Origin of the sequence: Nocardia grenadensis NBRC 108939 (assembly GCF_001613445.1) — a bacterium.
Lineage (GTDB): Bacteria > Actinomycetota > Actinomycetes > Mycobacteriales > Mycobacteriaceae > Nocardia > Nocardia grenadensis.
In genome coordinates this window covers 265177-281540 of sequence record NZ_BDCJ01000006.1, presented here as the reverse complement: position 1 = coordinate 281540, position 16364 = coordinate 265177, and the positions used below count along the sequence as shown (strand labels likewise).

The 16364-nt window shown below is 65.5% G+C and carries 14 protein-coding genes and 1 tRNA gene; 7 read left to right on the top strand and 8 right to left on the bottom strand.

Going from position 1 to position 16364, the window contains the following annotated elements:
* The first annotated feature begins 4 nt into the window (after window positions 1-4).
* Window positions 5-1465 carry a flavin-containing monooxygenase gene (locus NGR01S_RS08220; RefSeq protein WP_063035563.1) on the top strand — a complete coding sequence of 487 codons (1461 nt, stop codon included), beginning with the start codon at window positions 5-7 and terminating at the stop codon, window positions 1463-1465.
* An 80-nt stretch (window positions 1466-1545) separates the two neighbouring features.
* Window positions 1546-1618, top strand: a tRNA-Arg gene (locus NGR01S_RS08215).
* Window positions 1619-1904: 286 nt separating this feature from the next.
* On the opposite strand, the gene NGR01S_RS30070 is transcribed toward NGR01S_RS08215, so the two are convergent.
* The 3 genes from NGR01S_RS30070 to NGR01S_RS30060 all read right to left on the bottom strand — a co-directional run bounded on the left by NGR01S_RS30070 (window position 1905) and on the right by NGR01S_RS30060 (window position 4810).
* Window positions 1905-3059: a 3-oxoacyl-[acyl-carrier-protein] synthase III C-terminal domain-containing protein gene (locus NGR01S_RS30070; protein WP_084480484.1), complete on the bottom strand. Its 1155-nt coding sequence runs from the start codon at window positions 3057-3059 to the stop codon at window positions 1905-1907.
* Between the two features lie 96 nt (window positions 3060-3155).
* The gene (locus NGR01S_RS30065; RefSeq protein ID WP_169811880.1) at window positions 3156-3680 is read right to left on the bottom strand and encodes a flavoprotein; all 525 of its coding nucleotides are present in this window, start codon (window positions 3678-3680) and stop codon (window positions 3156-3158) included.
* Window positions 3681-3682: 2 nt separating this feature from the next.
* Window positions 3683-4810, bottom strand: a complete 1128-nt coding sequence (locus NGR01S_RS30060) for a DUF5938 domain-containing protein (RefSeq protein ID WP_084480480.1) — start codon at window positions 4808-4810, stop codon at window positions 3683-3685.
* 1082 nt (window positions 4811-5892) lie between these two features.
* Here NGR01S_RS30060 and NGR01S_RS30840 point away from each other — a divergent pair.
* Window positions 5893-6087 (top strand): hypothetical protein, encoded by a 195-nt coding sequence (locus NGR01S_RS30840; RefSeq protein WP_157107165.1) that lies wholly within the window; start codon window positions 5893-5895, stop codon window positions 6085-6087.
* Between the two features lie 677 nt (window positions 6088-6764).
* On the opposite strand, the gene NGR01S_RS08200 is transcribed toward NGR01S_RS30840, so the two are convergent.
* Both NGR01S_RS08200 and NGR01S_RS08195 read right to left on the bottom strand, forming a co-directional pair.
* A complete protein-coding gene (locus NGR01S_RS08200; RefSeq protein WP_063035560.1) occupies window positions 6765-7157 on the bottom strand; it encodes a type II toxin-antitoxin system VapC family toxin in 393 nt (130 codons plus the stop codon).
* Window positions 7158-7538: 381 nt separating this feature from the next.
* Complete coding sequence (locus tag NGR01S_RS08195) at window positions 7539-7718, bottom strand: hypothetical protein (RefSeq protein ID WP_063035559.1); 180 nt, start codon at window positions 7716-7718, stop codon at window positions 7539-7541.
* A 92-nt stretch (window positions 7719-7810) separates the two neighbouring features.
* Here NGR01S_RS08195 and NGR01S_RS08190 point away from each other — a divergent pair, with 92 nt between their 5' ends.
* Window positions 7811-8521: a helix-turn-helix domain-containing protein gene (locus tag NGR01S_RS08190; RefSeq protein ID WP_063035558.1), complete on the top strand. Its 711-nt coding sequence runs from the start codon at window positions 7811-7813 to the stop codon at window positions 8519-8521.
* On the opposite strand, the gene NGR01S_RS08185 is transcribed toward NGR01S_RS08190, so the two are convergent.
* The 3 genes from NGR01S_RS08185 to NGR01S_RS08175 form a co-directional block, all read right to left on the bottom strand.
* Window positions 8503-9078: a dihydrofolate reductase family protein gene (locus NGR01S_RS08185; protein ID WP_063035557.1), complete on the bottom strand. Its 576-nt coding sequence runs from the start codon at window positions 9076-9078 to the stop codon at window positions 8503-8505. The genes NGR01S_RS08190 and NGR01S_RS08185 overlap by 19 nt on opposite strands.
* A gap of 259 nt (window positions 9079-9337) precedes the next feature.
* Entirely contained in the window at window positions 9338-10111 is a 774-nt protein-coding gene (locus NGR01S_RS08180) for an SDR family oxidoreductase (protein WP_063035556.1), read from the bottom strand.
* Between the two features lie 526 nt (window positions 10112-10637).
* The gene (locus NGR01S_RS08175) at window positions 10638-13799 is read right to left on the bottom strand and encodes an AfsR/SARP family transcriptional regulator (RefSeq protein ID WP_063035555.1); all 3162 of its coding nucleotides are present in this window, start codon (window positions 13797-13799) and stop codon (window positions 10638-10640) included.
* A 137-nt stretch (window positions 13800-13936) separates the two neighbouring features.
* On the opposite strand from NGR01S_RS08175, the gene NGR01S_RS08170 reads away from it, so the two are divergent.
* The 3 genes from NGR01S_RS08170 to NGR01S_RS08160 all read left to right on the top strand — a co-directional run bounded on the left by NGR01S_RS08170 (window position 13937) and on the right by NGR01S_RS08160 (window position 16266).
* The gene (locus NGR01S_RS08170; protein WP_307718766.1) at window positions 13937-14236 is read left to right on the top strand and encodes a ferredoxin; all 300 of its coding nucleotides are present in this window, start codon (window positions 13937-13939) and stop codon (window positions 14234-14236) included.
* A 97-nt stretch (window positions 14237-14333) separates the two neighbouring features.
* A complete protein-coding gene (locus tag NGR01S_RS08165) occupies window positions 14334-15548 on the top strand; it encodes a cytochrome P450 (RefSeq protein WP_063035554.1) in 1215 nt (404 codons plus the stop codon).
* Between the two features lie 73 nt (window positions 15549-15621).
* Window positions 15622-16266: a DUF4097 family beta strand repeat-containing protein gene (locus NGR01S_RS08160; RefSeq protein ID WP_063035553.1), complete on the top strand. Its 645-nt coding sequence runs from the start codon at window positions 15622-15624 to the stop codon at window positions 16264-16266.
* Window positions 16267-16364: the final 98 nt, after the last annotated feature.

Genomic DNA, 16364 nt, shown 5'->3' with positions numbered 1-16364 from the left:
GACCATGACATCGCCGTCGATCATCATCATCGGGGCCGGGTTCGGTGGGCTCGGTATGGGGCTGGAGCTCCTGCGTTCCGGCGTGAAAGATTTCGCCATCCTCGAACGCGCCCAGGACTTCGGCGGCGTATGGCGCGAGAACACCTACCCCGGCGCGGCCTGCGATGTGCCGTCCCCGCTCTACTCCTGGTCCTTCGAGCCCCGCTCCGATTGGCCCCGCCGCTTCTCCGAGCAGGCCGATATCCACGCCTATATGCGCCGCGTGGTCGGCAAATACGATCTCGAACGCCACATCCGCTTCGGCACCGAGATCGGCGACGCCGAATACGACGAGACCACCGCGAAGTGGCAGATCCGCACCACCGACGGCGAACAGCTCACCGCCGATATCCTGATCTCCGCCGTCGGCCAGCTCTCCCGCCCCGCCATGCCGAAAATCCCCGGCATCGACACCTTCACCGGACCCGCGTTCCACTCCGCCGAATGGGACCACTCCGTCGACCTGGCCGGTAAACGCGTCGCCTGCATCGGCACCGGCGCCAGCGCCATCCAGTACATCCCGCGTATCCAGCCGCTCACCGAACACCTCACCCTCTTCCAGCGTTCCGCCGCCTGGGTCCTGCCCAAGGCCGACGCCGCCTACACCCCCCGCCACCACGCCGTGTTCAAGTACCTGCCGCCGGTCCGCTGGGCCGAGCGCTTCGGCTGGTGGATGTTCTTCGAGGTCATGGCCTTGGCCCTCACCGACCTCCAGGGCATCCAGGCCCCCGTGGTGAAGATCGCCGACGCCCACCGCTCCCGCCAGGTCCCCGACCCGATCCTGCGCGAGAAACTCACCCCCGACTACGCCCCCGGCTGCAAACGCGCCCTCTTCTCCAACGACTACTTCCCCACCCTGAGCCGGCCGAATGTCACCGTGGAGACCAACCCCATCACCGAGATCACCCCCACCGGCGTGCGCACCGCCGACGGTATCCACCACGAGGTCGACGTCATCATCTACGGCACCGGTTTCAAGGGCACCGAATTCCTCGCCCCCATGAACATCTACGGCGCGGGTGGCCGCAAACTCGCCGACACCTGGGCCGCCGAAGGCGCCCGCGCCTACCTCGGCGTCTCGGTACCGCGATTCCCCAACCTGTTCATGATGTACGGCCCGAACACCAACGTCGGCTCCGGCTCCATCGTCTACATGCTCGAAGCACAGGCCCGCTACATCCGCCAGGCCGTCGAATACCTGCGCGACAACCCCGGCCGCGGCCTGTCCGCCCGCCCGGAAACCGAACAGCGGTGGGACGATTGGCTCCAGAAACGCCTGAAGGACACCCCCTGGAACTTCTGCTCCAGCTGGTACCGCAACGCCTCCGGCCGCATCACCAACAACTGGCCGGGCGCCACGATCCTCTACCGCTGGAAGACCCGCCGCTTCGACCCCGCCGACTACGAAACCAGTCACGCGGCCTGATCCCCACCGGGACCGCCGCTCCCCACGATGCGGCCCCGAAGTGGGTGACCCGGTAGACTCTGCCCACCGGCCACGGCCCGGCCCTCGTAGCTCAGGGGATAGAGCACCGCTCTCCTAAAGCGGGTGTCGCAGGTTCGAATCCTGCCGAGGGCACAACTTGCGACAGCGTTTCCGCCGGTCAACCGGCCTTTACGATCCGCGAACGGCTTGCCAATCATTAACAGAACGGAATATTTGCAGGTCGAACCGTTGTCCTGATTCCTTCCTCCAGGAAAGGCATAACAAGGACAACGGGACCGGTAATTCACCGAGGTTCAGGGTCAGCCGACTGTGCGTTTCAGTTGCCCTCGGTCGGGTGCACGATCGAACAATTGCGTGCGGGGAACCCGGTTGGTCGACCAACGCCGATTCAACCGAAGTTGACACTGCGGAAGCGAATCTACCTGCCTCTCGAGACATGGGGAGACGTCAGGCACTCTGGGTGAGGCACTTGGATGGGCGCTATGAACGAGCCGCGCTCGGGACCACCGCCGACAAGCGAGAAAGCCACGCGGTCATCAGTCCTTACCTGCTGCGTCATGATGTCCTGATGCAGCATCAACGGGCTCGCAACTGTTATGAGGTTTCCGTATGTCTCGCCGTGGGTTGGTGTTTTCTGGTCCGGCAGATCTGCCATTCGTAGAAAATCATTGACAATGAATGGATTGGCTTGGTGAAGATATATTCGGCGCACTAGATCGTCATAGTTCGGGGCCACTCGAGATAGCTCCTGATGATTCAGGGCCATACCCTCCATATAATAGTCTTTGATGGCAGGCGCATTCATCCCGTATGCGGAGTATTGCAGTCCGTCTTCTGAAGCAAAGGGGAGTAGGGCCGATCCGCCGGGATGATGCACGAGAGGGTCCGCGAATCCAGACGCGCCTCCAAAGGGAGTATGACGGTCTCCTGAATACGTCACAATCCCGTCTTCGGCGGCGTTCGCGATGTGAGTTCGACTGAAAACTAGGGCTGCGGCTCCATCGGAAAAGAGGGCGGGTGAAGCCCACAAGTCACGAGCGAACGGATGATGAATATTACTCGTATATCGATTGCCGATTCTGCCGGCCTTGTCCCCCATGACTCGACTGGGGGCGTTATATGTAACGATCAGAGCCCGTTCGGCGTCCATAGCTGCCAACAGTCTGGCCGCTCTGACCATCCCTGCACATCCGGTACTGAGGCCGATGGGTGCGACACTGTCGGCCAGGCCGAGCTCTCTCGCAATCTCCATCGAGTCGGCGTCCATCATTGGCTGATAGGGAATAGAGGTGACCGTTATCAGTGTGTCGATGTCTTGCGGCTCGATCCCCGCTGAAGCGAGCGCTCGACGGGCTGCGGACACAGCCGGCCCGAGACTCGAGAAAAGCTCAGGGTCCCAGCTTTTGCTGCGAAGTCCGAGGATGCGTGTGATATCAGCTCCCGTCAACGACTGATCAGGGTGCTTCCGATTGGGTATCTGCGCATTGGCCGCCCATTCGTCGATTGGTGTCGGTTCCGCCACCACAGCGGATATTCCGGTTATTGCATATGGGAGCCGCTTGGCCAACGCCATACCACTTTCTCGCTATTCTCGACTCGGCAAGTTCATACAACTCAGGAGCACTCATTGGTCGTTGCCAAATTCGACCGGCACTACAATGCAAGGAATTTACCCGGAAAGGCTTCTGAGTTCCTGCATGACCAATGACCAAGGGAATTCTTCGCCTGGTTCCGTTCCAGTGGCAGAAGGATGACTACTGGTTACTATCCGAACACCTTCTCGCTTCAGCGATGAAATAGATCGAAGAAACGGCTCGCGGGCGGCGAGTGCAGCATTCAGACTGGGCGCTATAATGACTGGAATCCTCAGCCCCACTGCCTCTGCGGCTATGCTGGTCGCATAGTTGTCGGCAATTCCTTGAGCAATTTTATTGACCGTGTTGAAGGTTGCAGGTGCCACAATCAGCGCATCCGCCCGCGGCGGACGAGGATCTTGCGGAGTGCGCTGTTCGGTCCGTATGGGTTGGCCAACAAGTTCTTCCACCTGCCTTGTATCGACAAAGGCCAATGCTGAATGCGTTGCTGCAACTTGTACGGACCAGCCCTCATTTTGAGCAACGCTTATGATTTTGAGGACTTCATTCGCTTGGTGAGCTCCGCAGATTACAAGCTGGAGGATTCTGATGCGATCCATCTCTATCGCATGCTCGTAGCACTGCTGATGATTGGATCTGCCACAAGACCGAAAGTCTTGAGAATTGCGTGAAGTTCTCGGTGACCGAAAGCCTGACATCCGGAGGAGAATCCGGTTCTGCGATTTCCCTGCTGAAGCAGCGAATATGCGGCATAAGCCTGCAGGAGAGCAGTCTGCTTGTAATTGCAGTTGCCGCGAATTATGCAATGATTCTGCCCGGTCGGTCCTGACGCATAAACAGAGTCGACGGTTTGGTTAATGCGGGGATTTTCGCGAGGCGGTGTGCGGGATTGCATCGTTGCCGCCACCCGTTCAAGCGCGGAAGCCTGCTCTTCTTCAGGCACGTCTACAACCTGCTCCTGGATCATTCTCATGGTTTCCAGTGTCTGTTCCATTATACGTCTGTCAAAAACGCCACCGGCAGCCCTCACGTTGGCGACTCGAGGATCGTCCTTGAACCAAACCGGGTGGCCGGTGCCACCCCACGGAAGCGCCAGAGTGACCTCGTGCCGACCAGGAACTACGACTTCGAAGAAGGTCAGGGCTTCGCCTTTGACGTATTGATTCTGTTCCAGGTAGAACCATTCTTCCCGAAGATTGGTTAAGATCGTTTTCGCGGAGGCAGCAGAGGGCACGCCTTTCCAGAGGGTCAGTATGTCAAGGGAGTCCAGGCCTGGCGTTTCGAGGCAGAATCCTGCAGCAATTTCACCTGTGGTGTACATGTGCGCTATCCCAGGTCCCAACAGGAGATCTGATGCGGCAAACAGTTTTCCCCAGTTACCTTTTGCGTTGAGTAGCCAGTTCTGCTCCCCGGAAGGATCTATATAGTGCATCCCAGAATCCAGGCTTGCCTGCACCACATCTGGAGCCAGAGCAGCAAAGGGGCCTACCGTGTTTATTACTACACTCGATCCACCGAATAGGCGCATCAGAGATGAGTAGGAAATGTCGGACTCGACGATATCGTATTCTGCCGTCTCGATCCCAGGTATTCTGGTGACAACAGAATGGAGCTCTGAAGCATCCGATCCTGCCGCCGTAAAAGGGACGTTGAACTGACAGAGATATTCACACACGAGCCTTCCAGTGTAGCCAGAGGCGCCGTATACGACAACCGGATTCTTCGCCAACGAGGAGACCTTTCCGCGGTGACAAGGTCAGGACTGGAGACCTGTCAAGACAATCTGTTTCGGTCGAAGTGTATGCCAAGGGGTAACTCGTCGCATCCTGTATTCCCGTCGGGGAGAATGTGGCATTCGGAAGCGGTGAATGCGCTGTAACTCTCGAGCACGTTCCATGGTTGGCTCCATCGGACTTGACCGACAAATGAACTCGGCCAACATGCCGTCTTACTTCAGCTGCCCTGCTCGGACATCAACTCGAACAGCATCGTGCAGCGCCAACCAGGTTCGATATGCTCAGATCGAGTAGCCACCCACGATGACCAGGCATTTACCAGTTGCCCATGTTCTGCGCGCCATGCCACGGGCACAAACCTGCGACCTAATTACACAGGTCAACACGGTCCCCGTAACAGCAAGTATCGCGGCCGTCCAGAAACCGCAGGTCATGCGTCGCAGGTTCGTGTCTGAAATCTCCAGGTGCTTGCACACGTCCTCGATCGTGAACCTCTCACCGAGCTGTGGCGCTCCCTCGCGGAGCTTGCGGATGATCTGCTCGGGCGTAGCCGACGTCGTGACATGGTGTGTGACCGAGGCCGCTGCGGCCGGACCGGTCGGATCCGAGATCATGCCGGAAGGCCTGGCTACCGCCACGGTCGATCGGCTTCCGCACCACAGCCGAGGCCGGATACTCAACGGTGACACCACGGGCGGCGAACCGCCCGGCGTAGTACCGCAGCCCGGCCGGCCACAACGCTCGTCCGCGTGCCGACAGCAGAAATTGGCTACCGTGGGGAACTCCTTCCTTTGGGAATCCGGCTCCGGGATGCATATGATTTCGGGAATTGTTCTGTAGTGCAGTGAGAGAGAGAAACTCGGTGTCCGTACCCAAGAGAAGTGCCTGGCGACTGTCGATCGTGGGCGCGGTGATGTCCGGTCTCGCGGCTGTGACGGTATCGACGACCGTCGGTGCGGGGTCTGCTGAAGCGCGGCCCCGTGAAGCGTTCTGCTCAGCGGTTCCGGTCGACAGCCGTGTCGATATCGAATGCACGAATACCGATGTGGGCCCGGCAACCGTCGGAGCATTCGTAATGTGCAGCGACCTCCGCCCGCTGGTCCAGGAGGTACGGATGCGCCCCGAATCGACAATCCAGTTGAGCCAGGACTGCGGCCCCGGCGCACACCCGGTCTCGTGGAACGCGAATGCCAAAACCGACCATGAGCGCGACCGCGAACGCGACGACGAGATCGACCAGGAACGCCGCTCCGGAGACGATCGCTTCTGACGCCGCAGTTCGGTCACCGAGCGTCCGAACCGACTACGATCCCCCCGCCGACGGCGATTACCGACGCCCCCACGGTCGAAACGCCCTTGGCGGGGGGCGGTACTAACATATCCATTTGTCAACCGCGGCCACGAGTTCAGTCGTCGTAGCACAGGTTCGGGAATTCACCCCGGATTACCGAACGGATGCTGCTCGTCAATATCCAAGCATTCACCGCATATGCGGCTCAGTGATTGAGGTCGACCAGGCATCTGCTGTTGCTACCCCGGCTGCCGTCACGCTGCTGCACCGTTCTTCGATCTCGCGGGGCCCGCGGGCAGTTCGGCTCCGTTTACGGCGAGGAGCCCGAAGCCGATGCGCCGTCTCATCATGTCGGATGACGGCCCGTCGGAGCGGTCGGAAATGCCGTGGATATGGGAGAGCGACGGGGGATGTTCATGTCGTATCGCTCGGCGTTCACCACACTGTTCCGATCGCACCCTGAATGCGCTGTTCTCGGGGCGAGCGCCGCTGACCGACGCCGCCTTCGCGCCCGCCGGCCGCCTGGCGGTGGCCGGCGACGCGGGACGGGCTCCATCTCGCCGCTCCCGGGCGGTAACCCGAACCGTATGCGGAGGTGAACAGCCCGTACGCACGGACGATCGCCGCCGAGCTCCTCTCGCCGATGCGACGTACTGTCAGCCGGACGCGCCCACGACCTCGACTCCGTGGATCCGAGCGGCTTTCTGCATTCCTTCGTCCAGGGTCATCAGTGGATAGGCGAGGCGCTGTGCCAGCGCGATATACCAGGCATCCGCATAGGTGGAGTCATCTATCAATTCCACGGCGGCAACCGAATCGATCGTCTCCCGGATCCGCTCCACGGGATGTCTGCTGAACGCGCCGATCAAGGCATTCGCCTGCTCGAATTCCAGTTCACCGCAGCGTGCCAGCCGGATCAGCGCCGACCCTACTTCGAAGTCTACGTGCGGCGGTGAAACACACCCGGTTATGCGGATTCGATCCGCATAGCCGGGCGGCAAGACCCCCCGAAGCAAATCGACCCAGACCGAGGCATCGACGACGATCACTCGTCGCCCCGGTCGTAGCCATCCCGGATCTCACGGACCACTTCGGCTCCGGGGACCATCGACCTACCGGTTACACCCAGCAGCTGCTGCGTTTGTGCCAGCTCCTCGTCCCACTCGACGATCGCCCGCCGTTGCAATTCCCGCCGTAATCGGCTGCCATCAGGTCCCGCAGATACGCGGACACCGACTTGTGCTCTGCACTGGCTTTCTCCGCGATCACCGCAGCCACTTCGTCCGGCACTTCACGCACTTGAATCGTCGCCACTGCCCACCTCCACCACGATTACATGCACTAATTCATGCATATGTTGGCATGCATCAAGGCAGTACTCGCTCGTCCCCCCTGACGAATCGGGGAGACGTACTCGCGCATTCGCTACGTCAGTACGGGTAGTCCCGGAATGTCATGACACCGCCGACCAGGACGATCAGCGCCGTGAGGATATAAACGGTGACGCGCAACCACATCGGTCCGTAGTAACTGACCGCCAATGATGCACCGAGCGCAGCGAGTATCAGCACTATCCCGTAGAAAGGCGTGCGTTGCTCCCTGTCAACCATTTCACCAGTGTCCTCCTGCAGCGACGCGGGTGGCAATGCCCGCGGTCGCGGTCACTGTTCTCCAGACGCCTGGTTCGGCCTAGTATCCGACCGTGGGACTGCTGTTCACGACGCGGGCGTCGGATTCGGCGTGGGTCGAGTCGGTGTGGACCTGCCGCAGCGAGGACGTCTCGGAGATGACCTCGGTCGCGTCCGAGACCTGGGGGCTGGTGTTCTGGGAGCAGGCGGGGCGGCCGTACGCGGCGATCACCGGTCCGGAGAGCCGCACCGGGACCGCGCCGGTGCCCGAAGGAGCGGGGTTCGTCGGTATCCAGTTCGCGGTCGGGACGTCGCTGCGCTCGACGGCGACACCGACCCTGGTAGACGGTGGTGTCTTCCTGCCCGATGTGACCGGCCGGACGTTCTGGCTCGACGGTGCCCAGCGGGAGACACCGCGCTCCGACGATGCCGAGGCACTGGTCGGCCGACTCGTCCGCGAAGAAGTCGTGGTGCGCGATCCGCTGGTCTCGACGACGCTGCGCGGGTCGCCGCCCGAGGTGACCGAGCGGACGCTCGAGCGTCGTTTCCGGGCGGCGACCGGCCTCACCCGGGGCGCCGTCCGGCAGATCGGGCGCGCCCGGACCGCCGCTCTGCTGCTGGCCTCGGGCGAGGCGCCCGGCGATGTCGTCGACAAGCTCGGGTACTACGACGAGCCCCATCTCGCCCGGGCACTGCGCCGGTACGTCGGGCGGACGGCGCAGCAGTTACGCACGGGGGACGGCGGCGCGATCGCGCTCGATCCCGGTCAGCGCACGACGTCGTAGACGAGCTTGGTCACGCCGTTGGAATACGTGGCCGAATCCCGCACCCGCAGGGTCTGCCTGTCGCGGTCGGCTCGGCTGAACAGGCTCTTGCCGGCGCCCAGCAGCACCGGGAACACAAGCAGGTTGTACCGATCGATGAGGTCGGCGTCCGAGAGACTGCGGGCGAGTTCGGCGCTGCCGTGGATGTAGATCGGACCGCCGTCGGTCCGCTTCAGTTTCGCGACGGCGTCCGCCGTGCGCAGGATCGTAATCGGTCCCCACCCGTCGATCAGCGCGTTCTCGCCCAAGCCGGACGAGACGACGTATTTCGGCAGCTCCTTGTACGCGGCGTGATCGTCGGAATCGCGCCAGGTCGGAGCAAAGGCCTCGTAGCTGCGGCGGCCGAACATGAGCGCGGTCGTATCGGCGAGTTCCTCGCCTTTGAGCGCGAACGCCTCGGGCACGAACTCGGTATCCATCACCCAGCCGCCGCCGCGGTGCCCCTCGACCTTCCCGCCCGGTGAGTCCACGACGCCGTCCAGCGACATGAAGCCCGTGTAGACGAGTTCGCGTGTCATCAGTTCCTCCTGAGTACGGGCCTCGGATTCGGCCTGGGATCAGCCTAGGAACAGCCGCCACCGATGTCTTGGACGAAACCGACACGACCGTTGCCGAACATGACGCACTGCCGGATCGGGGCTCGCGACCTCGACGTCGCCGCGGGGCGAGCACGGCATTCCCGGCCGGCCGGACAACCGCGAGCCCGAGCATAGATGCGGCAGTCCAAGGCGTCGGCTGGTCGGCCATGGCCACCGGCCGGAGCGAAGCCATCGGACATCAGCGGCCCCGATCCCTTTCGCTACGCGCGACGAGGAACTCTTCGAAGGTGATCCGGCCGTCCTTGTGGTCCGGAGCGAGCTGGAGCCCGGCGCGGAAGTCACGCATCGCCCTGCCCGGCAACGGAACCGCCAACACCGGTCTGCGGCGCCCGACCGCTCGCAGGTAGGCCCGGGCCAGATCGGTGGCGGCGCGTATCTGCGGACCGCCCAGGTCCGGCGTCCGCCGGCTCGCGGGGCCCGCCGCGAGCGCTACCAGGCGGCCGGCCACCTCGGTGACGTCGACCGGCTGAAAGCTCACCTTCGACGGCATCGCGAGAAACGGCAGCAGGCGCTGGGCGTCACATATCTCGGCGATCAGATCGTGGAATTGGGTGGCGCGCAGAATGGTCCACGGCAGGTCGGACCGCTGGATCAGGGTTTCGCACTCCACTTTCGCGCGGTAATAGCCGAGTGCGTGGTTGTCGATACCGACGATCGACAGATACAGCAGATGCGGGCGGCCGGATGCCTGCGCGGCTTCGACCAGCGCACGGGTCGCGGTGATATCGCCGCGGCCGTTGGTCGTGGCCAGGTGGACGATCACATCGGTACCGGCGAGCGCCTCGTCCAGCCCGGCTCCGGTACTCAGGTCCCCGACCATCCACCGATGGGCCTCCGGTGCGCGTTCGGAACGGGTCAGCACCCGCACGTCATGACCCGCGGCGAGCAGCTGGGGCACGAACACGCGCCCGAGCCGGCCGGTACCACCGGTGACCAGTATCCGTTTCGCCATCCATCTCTCCGTCCTCGGTGACCCCCGGATTCGCCCAGCACTACTCGGAACCGATCCGCTCCACCGAAGCATCTCACCTGTCCCCGGCAGCGCCGACCAGACTGACGGGGCAATGTCCGGCGATCGGGAGCGCACGAATTGAGCACCTACCCCGGCAGGTGGCCGCCACCGCAGAACCAGGGATCGAACCGCCACCTTCTCGTCGTACTCGCTCCTTTCGTGGCGTTGCCGGTGGCCGCCGCCGCGATCGGTATGGGCCGCACTGACTGTTCTCGGCGCCACCGGTCGCACCGGCAGGTTGGTCGAGCGCCGGCCCGTGGGCATCGGGTCACCGCGATCGTCCGGCAGTCCGCGCACCGGATCCCCGGGGCTACCGGAGTGAACACGGAACCGGCCCTTCACGCCGATCATCGAATCCCCCGCGCGGGGTTCCTGGCCGGTACTCCATCCGGTGGCTACACGGCCGCGGCGCTCGCCTGCTGCGCCGGGTTCGCCGTCTGGAATAACGTGTGGTCCCGGGCCACGTTCACCAAGCGAGCGTGCCGGCGGCCAGTTCCTGCCAGTCCGCTTCCGCACCCGCGCGCATCGCCTCGGTGAAGTCCGCTTCGCCGAGACGTTCTCGTAGGGCCCGCTCGACCCGGGCCGCGTCCGGCTGGGAACGATCGGGCACACCGTGCACGGCGGTACTCGCCGCGAGCAGCCGCGCGGCCTCGGGAGCGCGGTCCGCGCGCAGCGCCAGATCCGCGATCCCGACGATCACCTGAGCGACCAGGGTCGAATGTCCCGCCTCGGCCGCCGCCCGGAAAGCGGTGCCATGGTGGGACCGGGCCTGTTCCAGATCGGTGGCGAGGTAACCCAGCATGGTGTGGATCATGGCGGCGAGCTGGGGCATCTCGGATTCGCTGCCCAATATGGTTGTCGCGACTCGGATCTGCTCATGCGCTTCCTCGGCCGCACCGCGCCATCGGGCCAGCTCCGCTTTCGCCAGCGCCAGTTCGGCCAGCGCCACCGGCCAGGCGACCCGGTCCGCGCACCGCTGCGCCTCGGCGAGGGCGGCCGCGCTCGCCTCGGTGTCACCCGCGAGCCAGTACAACTGGGCCTGTCGCGACAGCAGCCCGACAATGTCCTCGGTCGAGCCGATCTCGGTGACCACGGCGTTCGCCTGTTCGAAGAGTTCGCAGGCCACCGCGAATTCGCCGCGGGTGGCGTATCGGTTCGCCGCCTCGGTCAGCGCGAACGACATCCCCCACCGCTCGCCGAGGGCGCGGAACTCGGCCAGCGCGCCCTCGAGATAGCAGTCCACTTCCGGTCCGTCCCGGCCCAGCACGATCCGCATCTTGCCCATCTGCAACCGGGCCAGCGCACGCACCCAGGGGTCGTCGTCGGTGAGCAGCGGTTCGAACGCGGTCGGCAACGCTTCCGGGCCGTGCAGCATACGTTCCAGCGCGGCGATGAACGACACCGCCGGATGCCCGGCCCGCACGTCACGGCCGACGCGGTAGGCCTTACCGATCCATTCCCCCACCTGGTTCGCGTCATTGCGCCCGGTACTCAGGAAATGTACGACCAGCGCGTACACCTGGGCTCGGGTCCCGTCGTCCACCTCGGCGGGCGCGTCCGCCACCGCGGTGACGAATTCCAGGCCCTCGGCCTTGTACCCGCCGAGCCACCAGTACCACCCGGCGGCCGCGGCGAGCCGCAGCGCTCCCGCGGTGTCACCGGCCGCGAGCGCGCCGCGCATCGCGACCGCGATGTTGTCGTGCTCGGCCCCGAGCACGGCCAGCCACTCCAGCTGTTCGGCGCGGCGCAGGTGCGGTTCCGCCGTCGCGGCCAGGCCGGTGAAATACCCGAGATGCGCGCGGCGCGCCGCGTCGGCCTCCCCCGACTCCTCCAGCCGGTCGCGCGCGTACTGCCGGATCGTATCGAGCATCCGATAGCGCGGTTCGGTCTCCGCCGTGGTGAGCAGCAGCGATTTCTCGGTCAGCGCGGTCAGTAGTTCGAGCACCTCCCACTGCTCGACCCCCGCGTCCAGGCCGTCCCCGGTATCGGCGCACACCTGTTCCGCCGCCGCCAGACCGGCGCCACCGGCGAACACCGCGAGCCTGCGCAGCACCGTCCGTTCCGCGTCGGTGAGCAGTTCCCAGCTCCAGTCGACCACCGCGCGCAAGGTCCGGTGCTGCGGGATCGCGGTGCGGCTGCCGCCGGTGAGCAGGCGGAACCGGTCGTCGAGACGGTCGGCGAGCTGTTCGAGGGTCATGGTGCGCAGCCTGGCCGCGGCCAGTTCGATCGCCAGCGGTATCCCGTCGAGCGCGCGGCAGACGCGACCCATGGTCGCCGGCGCCCGGGAGTCGGAGGCGAGGTCCTTACGCACCGCGCCGGCTCGGTCCCGCAGCAGTTGCACGGCCGGGGACGCTTCGATCTCGCCGGGGTCCGCGTGCTCGGCGGGTAGTGCCAGCGGCTCGACCTGCCACAGCGCCTCGCCGGTGATACCGAGCGGTTCCCGGCTGGTGGCCAGGATCCGGAGCCGCCGGCACTCCCCGAGGACCCGGTGGGCGAACACCGCTACCGCCTCGATCACGTGCTCGCAGTTGTCCAGGATCACCAGTGTTTCGCGTTCGCGGACCGCCGCAACGAACCGCTCGATCGGTTCGGCGTCCGGTGCTCCGCCGAGCAGCGCGTCGCGTAAGCCGAGCGCGGCGATGGCCGATTGCGCCACGTCACCGTTCGCGTCGAGGGATGCCAGTTCGACCAGCCAGGCACCGTCGGGTAGATCGTCGAGCAGGGTTTGCGCGGTTTCCCGGGCCAACCGGGTCTTTCCCGACCCCCCGGGCCCGGTCAGGGTGGTGAGTCGATGGCGGGCGATGAGATCGCGGACGGCGGCGATATCGGCGTATTTGCCGATGTACCCGGTGAGTTCGGCGCGCAGGTTGGTCCGGCGCTCGGCATTCTCCGCGCCGCCCACTTCACCGCGCAACAGCGCGATATGCAGGGCGGACAGTTCCGGGGAGGGGTCCACGCCCAGTGTGTCGGCGAGCGCCTCCCGCGCGTCCTGGTACACCACCAGCGCCTCGGCAGCACGGCCCGCGGCGCCGAGTGCCCGCATCAACGCGGCGACCAGCCGTTCCCGCACCGGATACCAGGCCACCAGCTCGGTCAGCTCGGCCACCTGCTCCGCGGCCCTGCCGCGGCGGATCTCCGATTCGTAGAGGTCTTCGGTAGCGGCCAGGCGCAACCCCTCGAACCGCGTGATCACGGCATCCACGGCCGCGCTGTCGCTTGCTTCGATATCGCGCAGCGGCGCACCGCGCCACAGGTCGAGGGCCTCGCGCAGCAGCCGAGTCCGTTGCGCGTCGTCACCGCCGCGAGCCTCTTCGAGGTACTGTTCGAACCGCACCGCGTCGACCGCGCCGGGCCGCACGGTGAGCCGGTATCCCCCGCCCGCCTGCCCCTCGAGCGATCCGTCCGGCAGCAGCCGGCGCAGCCGGGAGACCAGCGCCTGCAGGGCGTTCGCGGCGTCGGCGGGTGGCTGCTCACCCCAGATCCAGTCGACCAGCGTGGCCCGTGGGACCGCGCGACCGGGTTCCAGCGCGAGGGCGATCAACAGCGCCCGTAGCCGGACGCCCGGTACCTCGATGGCTCCCCCGTCGTCTGCTCGGATGTCGAGGGGTCCAAGCAACGCGATCTGCACCGGCCCATTCTGCCGCAGCGAACCGCGCGGCCTTTTCGCGAATGGATATCACCCTCGCTACCAGCAATAACACTGCGTCAGTGGACGTGTCAGTGCGGTATCAGGCCGGTATCAGCGGGCCCGGCGACAGTTCTCCCATGACCAGATCGGCAACAGCGACCACGGGCCCGGACAGCCCGGTGGCCCGGCGGGAGGGAGCACCCGTGGAACTCGTGGTCGACCGGGAACGCTGCATCGGCGCCGGTATGTGCGCACTGCTCGCTCCAGAAGTGTTCGACCAGGACGATGCGGACGGCCGGGTGCTGCTGCTCGCCCCCGCGCCGCCGGCCGCACACCATCCGGCCGCCCGCGAGGCCGCCCACAACTGCCCGGCTGCGGCCATCGCCCTTCTCGACCCGGCGCCCGCGCCGGGGCCGGAACGGTGCAGCGACGACTGACCGGCGACAGGACATCCGGCTCACCGCAGCCCGCCACGAAACCACAGACAACCCCCTGTCCCGCGCAGCCCGGGACCTCGAAACGACAGGAAATACGATGAGCGACACCGCTTCCGTCCCGCACGGCCTCCCCACCGAACGCGATGCCGGCCCCTTCGACCCGCCCCGCGCGATCACCCGGCTGCGCGAGACGCGCCCGGTGAGCCCCCTGCGCTTCCCCGACGGACACCCCGGCTGGCTCGTCACCGGATACGACGAGGTCCGCACGCTGCTGGCCGATACCCGCTTCAGTTCCCGCCAGGACATCGGCATCCTGCACGCACTGGACGCGACTCCGGATATGCCCGCCCAGACCGAACCGTCCCCGCAGATCCCGGGTCTGTTCATCGCCATGGACCCGCCGGACCACACCCGGCTGCGGCGCAAGCTCATCGGCGCGTTCACCGTCCGGCGCATGAAACAGCTCGAAGAGCACATCGCCGGGGTCGTCGAACGGCAACTCGACGAGATGGCGAAGCCGACCCCGCCGGTCGATCTGGTGCGTGCCTTCGCATTGCCGGTGCCCTCGCTGGTGATCTGCGAACTGCTCGGCGTCCCCTACGCCGACCGGGAAACGTTCCAGACCAACTCCGCCAAGTTTTTGCTCCGGGACCAGCCGCTGGAGGAGAAGATGGGTGCCTACGGCGCGATGATGGGCTACCTGGCCGAACTGGTCACGGCCAAACGTGCCGAGCCCGGCGAGGACATCCTGTCCGACCTCGCCCGTGACGACGACCTCTCCATCGAGGAACTGACCGGCATCTCCTTCCTGCTGCTGCTCGCCGGCCATGAGACCACCGCGAACATGCTGGGACTGGGCACCTTCGCGCTGCTGGAGAATCCGGAACAGCTGGCCGAACTGCGCGCGGACCCGGACCTGATGCCGGACGCGGTCGAGGAACTCATGCGCTACCTGTCGGTCGCCGATATCTTCTACCGCTACGCCACCGAGGATCTCGAACTCGGCGGGGAGACCATCCCCGCGGGATCCACCGTCGTGGTCTCGCTACTGGCCGCCAACCACGATCCCCGGCGTTTCGACGACCCGGACACCCTGGACATCCACCGCAGGGCGCGCGGACACGTGTCCTTCGGGCACGGCGTGCACCAGTGCCTGGGCCAGCAGCTGGCCCGAGTGGAGATGCGCGCCGGCTTCGCCGGACTGCTGCGCCGCTTCCCGACTCTGCGGCTCGCCGTGCCGGCCGGAGACGTACCGCTGCGGACCGATATGAACATCTACGGCGTCCACGAACTGCCGGTCACCTGGTCCTGACGGCCCGGTGGACCACCCGCCGATCGCCCGGCCGGCAGACCCCCATTGCTTTCACACCCCGAGGAGCACAGCCATGCCCACCTTCGAGACACCGGAACCGGTCGCCGTCATCGTCGAAATACTGTCCGGCGAAGTCACCGTCGCCGCCACCGACCGCACCGACACCGTGGTCACGGTCCGGCCGGCGAACGAGTCCGCGAAAGGCGATAGTCGCGCCGCCGAACAGACCCGGATCGATTTCACGGCCGGCACCCTGCGCGTGATCACCCCGCGGGATTGGCGAACCTACACCCCGTTCGGCGGCAATCCGTCGATCGTGGTGACCATCGAGGTGCCTACCGGCTCCCGGCTGAAGGGCACCACCGCGGTGGGCCGCATGAGGGGTACCGGCGAACTCGGCCGGTGCGATCTGGAAGTGGCCGCCGGCGATATCGTCGTCGAGCGTCCGGCCGATTCGGTGACCGCGAAAACCGCCAAAGGCGATATCCGCATCGGCGAGGCGGTACGCGGGGAACTGCGATTGGAGACCTCCATGGGCGAACTCGAAGTGGGTATCGGCCCGGGCAGCGCGGTACGGCTGGAGGCCGGTGCCCGACACGGCACGGTGCTGAACCGGATGCAACCGGCCGACCCGGCGGCGAGCAACGGGGAACTCGTGCGGGTGTACGCACACAATTCCTACGGCGACATCATCGTCCGGCACGCGAGCGTCGTCTGAACGCCCGGTACGAGCGCGGCGCGGCGGGCCTTCCCGGGAGGGCCCGCCGCGCTGTGGTGTCCGGCCCGGCCCGGCACGAACTTTCGTCCGGCGCGGTG

What these genes read in the sequence shown, in the direction of transcription:
- NGR01S_RS08220 (WP_063035563.1), top strand. Translation starts at nt 5, where the DNA reads ATGACATCGCCGTCGATCATCATCATCGGGGCCGGGTTCGGTGGGCTC.
- NGR01S_RS30070 (WP_084480484.1), bottom strand. Translation starts at nt 3,059, where the DNA reads ATGGCGTTGGCCAAGCGGCTCCCATATGCAATAACCGGAATATCCGCT.
- NGR01S_RS30065 (WP_169811880.1), bottom strand. Translation starts at nt 3,680, where the DNA reads ATGGATCGCATCAGAATCCTCCAGCTTGTAATCTGCGGAGCTCACCAA.
- NGR01S_RS30840 (WP_157107165.1), top strand. Translation starts at nt 5,893, where the DNA reads ATGTGCAGCGACCTCCGCCCGCTGGTCCAGGAGGTACGGATGCGCCCC.
- NGR01S_RS08195 (WP_063035559.1), bottom strand. Translation starts at nt 7,718, where the DNA reads ATGGTTGACAGGGAGCAACGCACGCCTTTCTACGGGATAGTGCTGATA.
- NGR01S_RS08185 (WP_063035557.1), bottom strand. Translation starts at nt 9,078, where the DNA reads ATGACACGCGAACTCGTCTACACGGGCTTCATGTCGCTGGACGGCGTC.
- NGR01S_RS08180 (WP_063035556.1), bottom strand. Translation starts at nt 10,111, where the DNA reads ATGGCGAAACGGATACTGGTCACCGGTGGTACCGGCCGGCTCGGGCGC.
- NGR01S_RS08170 (WP_307718766.1), top strand. Translation starts at nt 13,937, where the DNA reads ATGACCAGATCGGCAACAGCGACCACGGGCCCGGACAGCCCGGTGGCC.
- NGR01S_RS08165 (WP_063035554.1), top strand. Translation starts at nt 14,334, where the DNA reads ATGAGCGACACCGCTTCCGTCCCGCACGGCCTCCCCACCGAACGCGAT.
- NGR01S_RS08160 (WP_063035553.1), top strand. Translation starts at nt 15,622, where the DNA reads ATGCCCACCTTCGAGACACCGGAACCGGTCGCCGTCATCGTCGAAATA.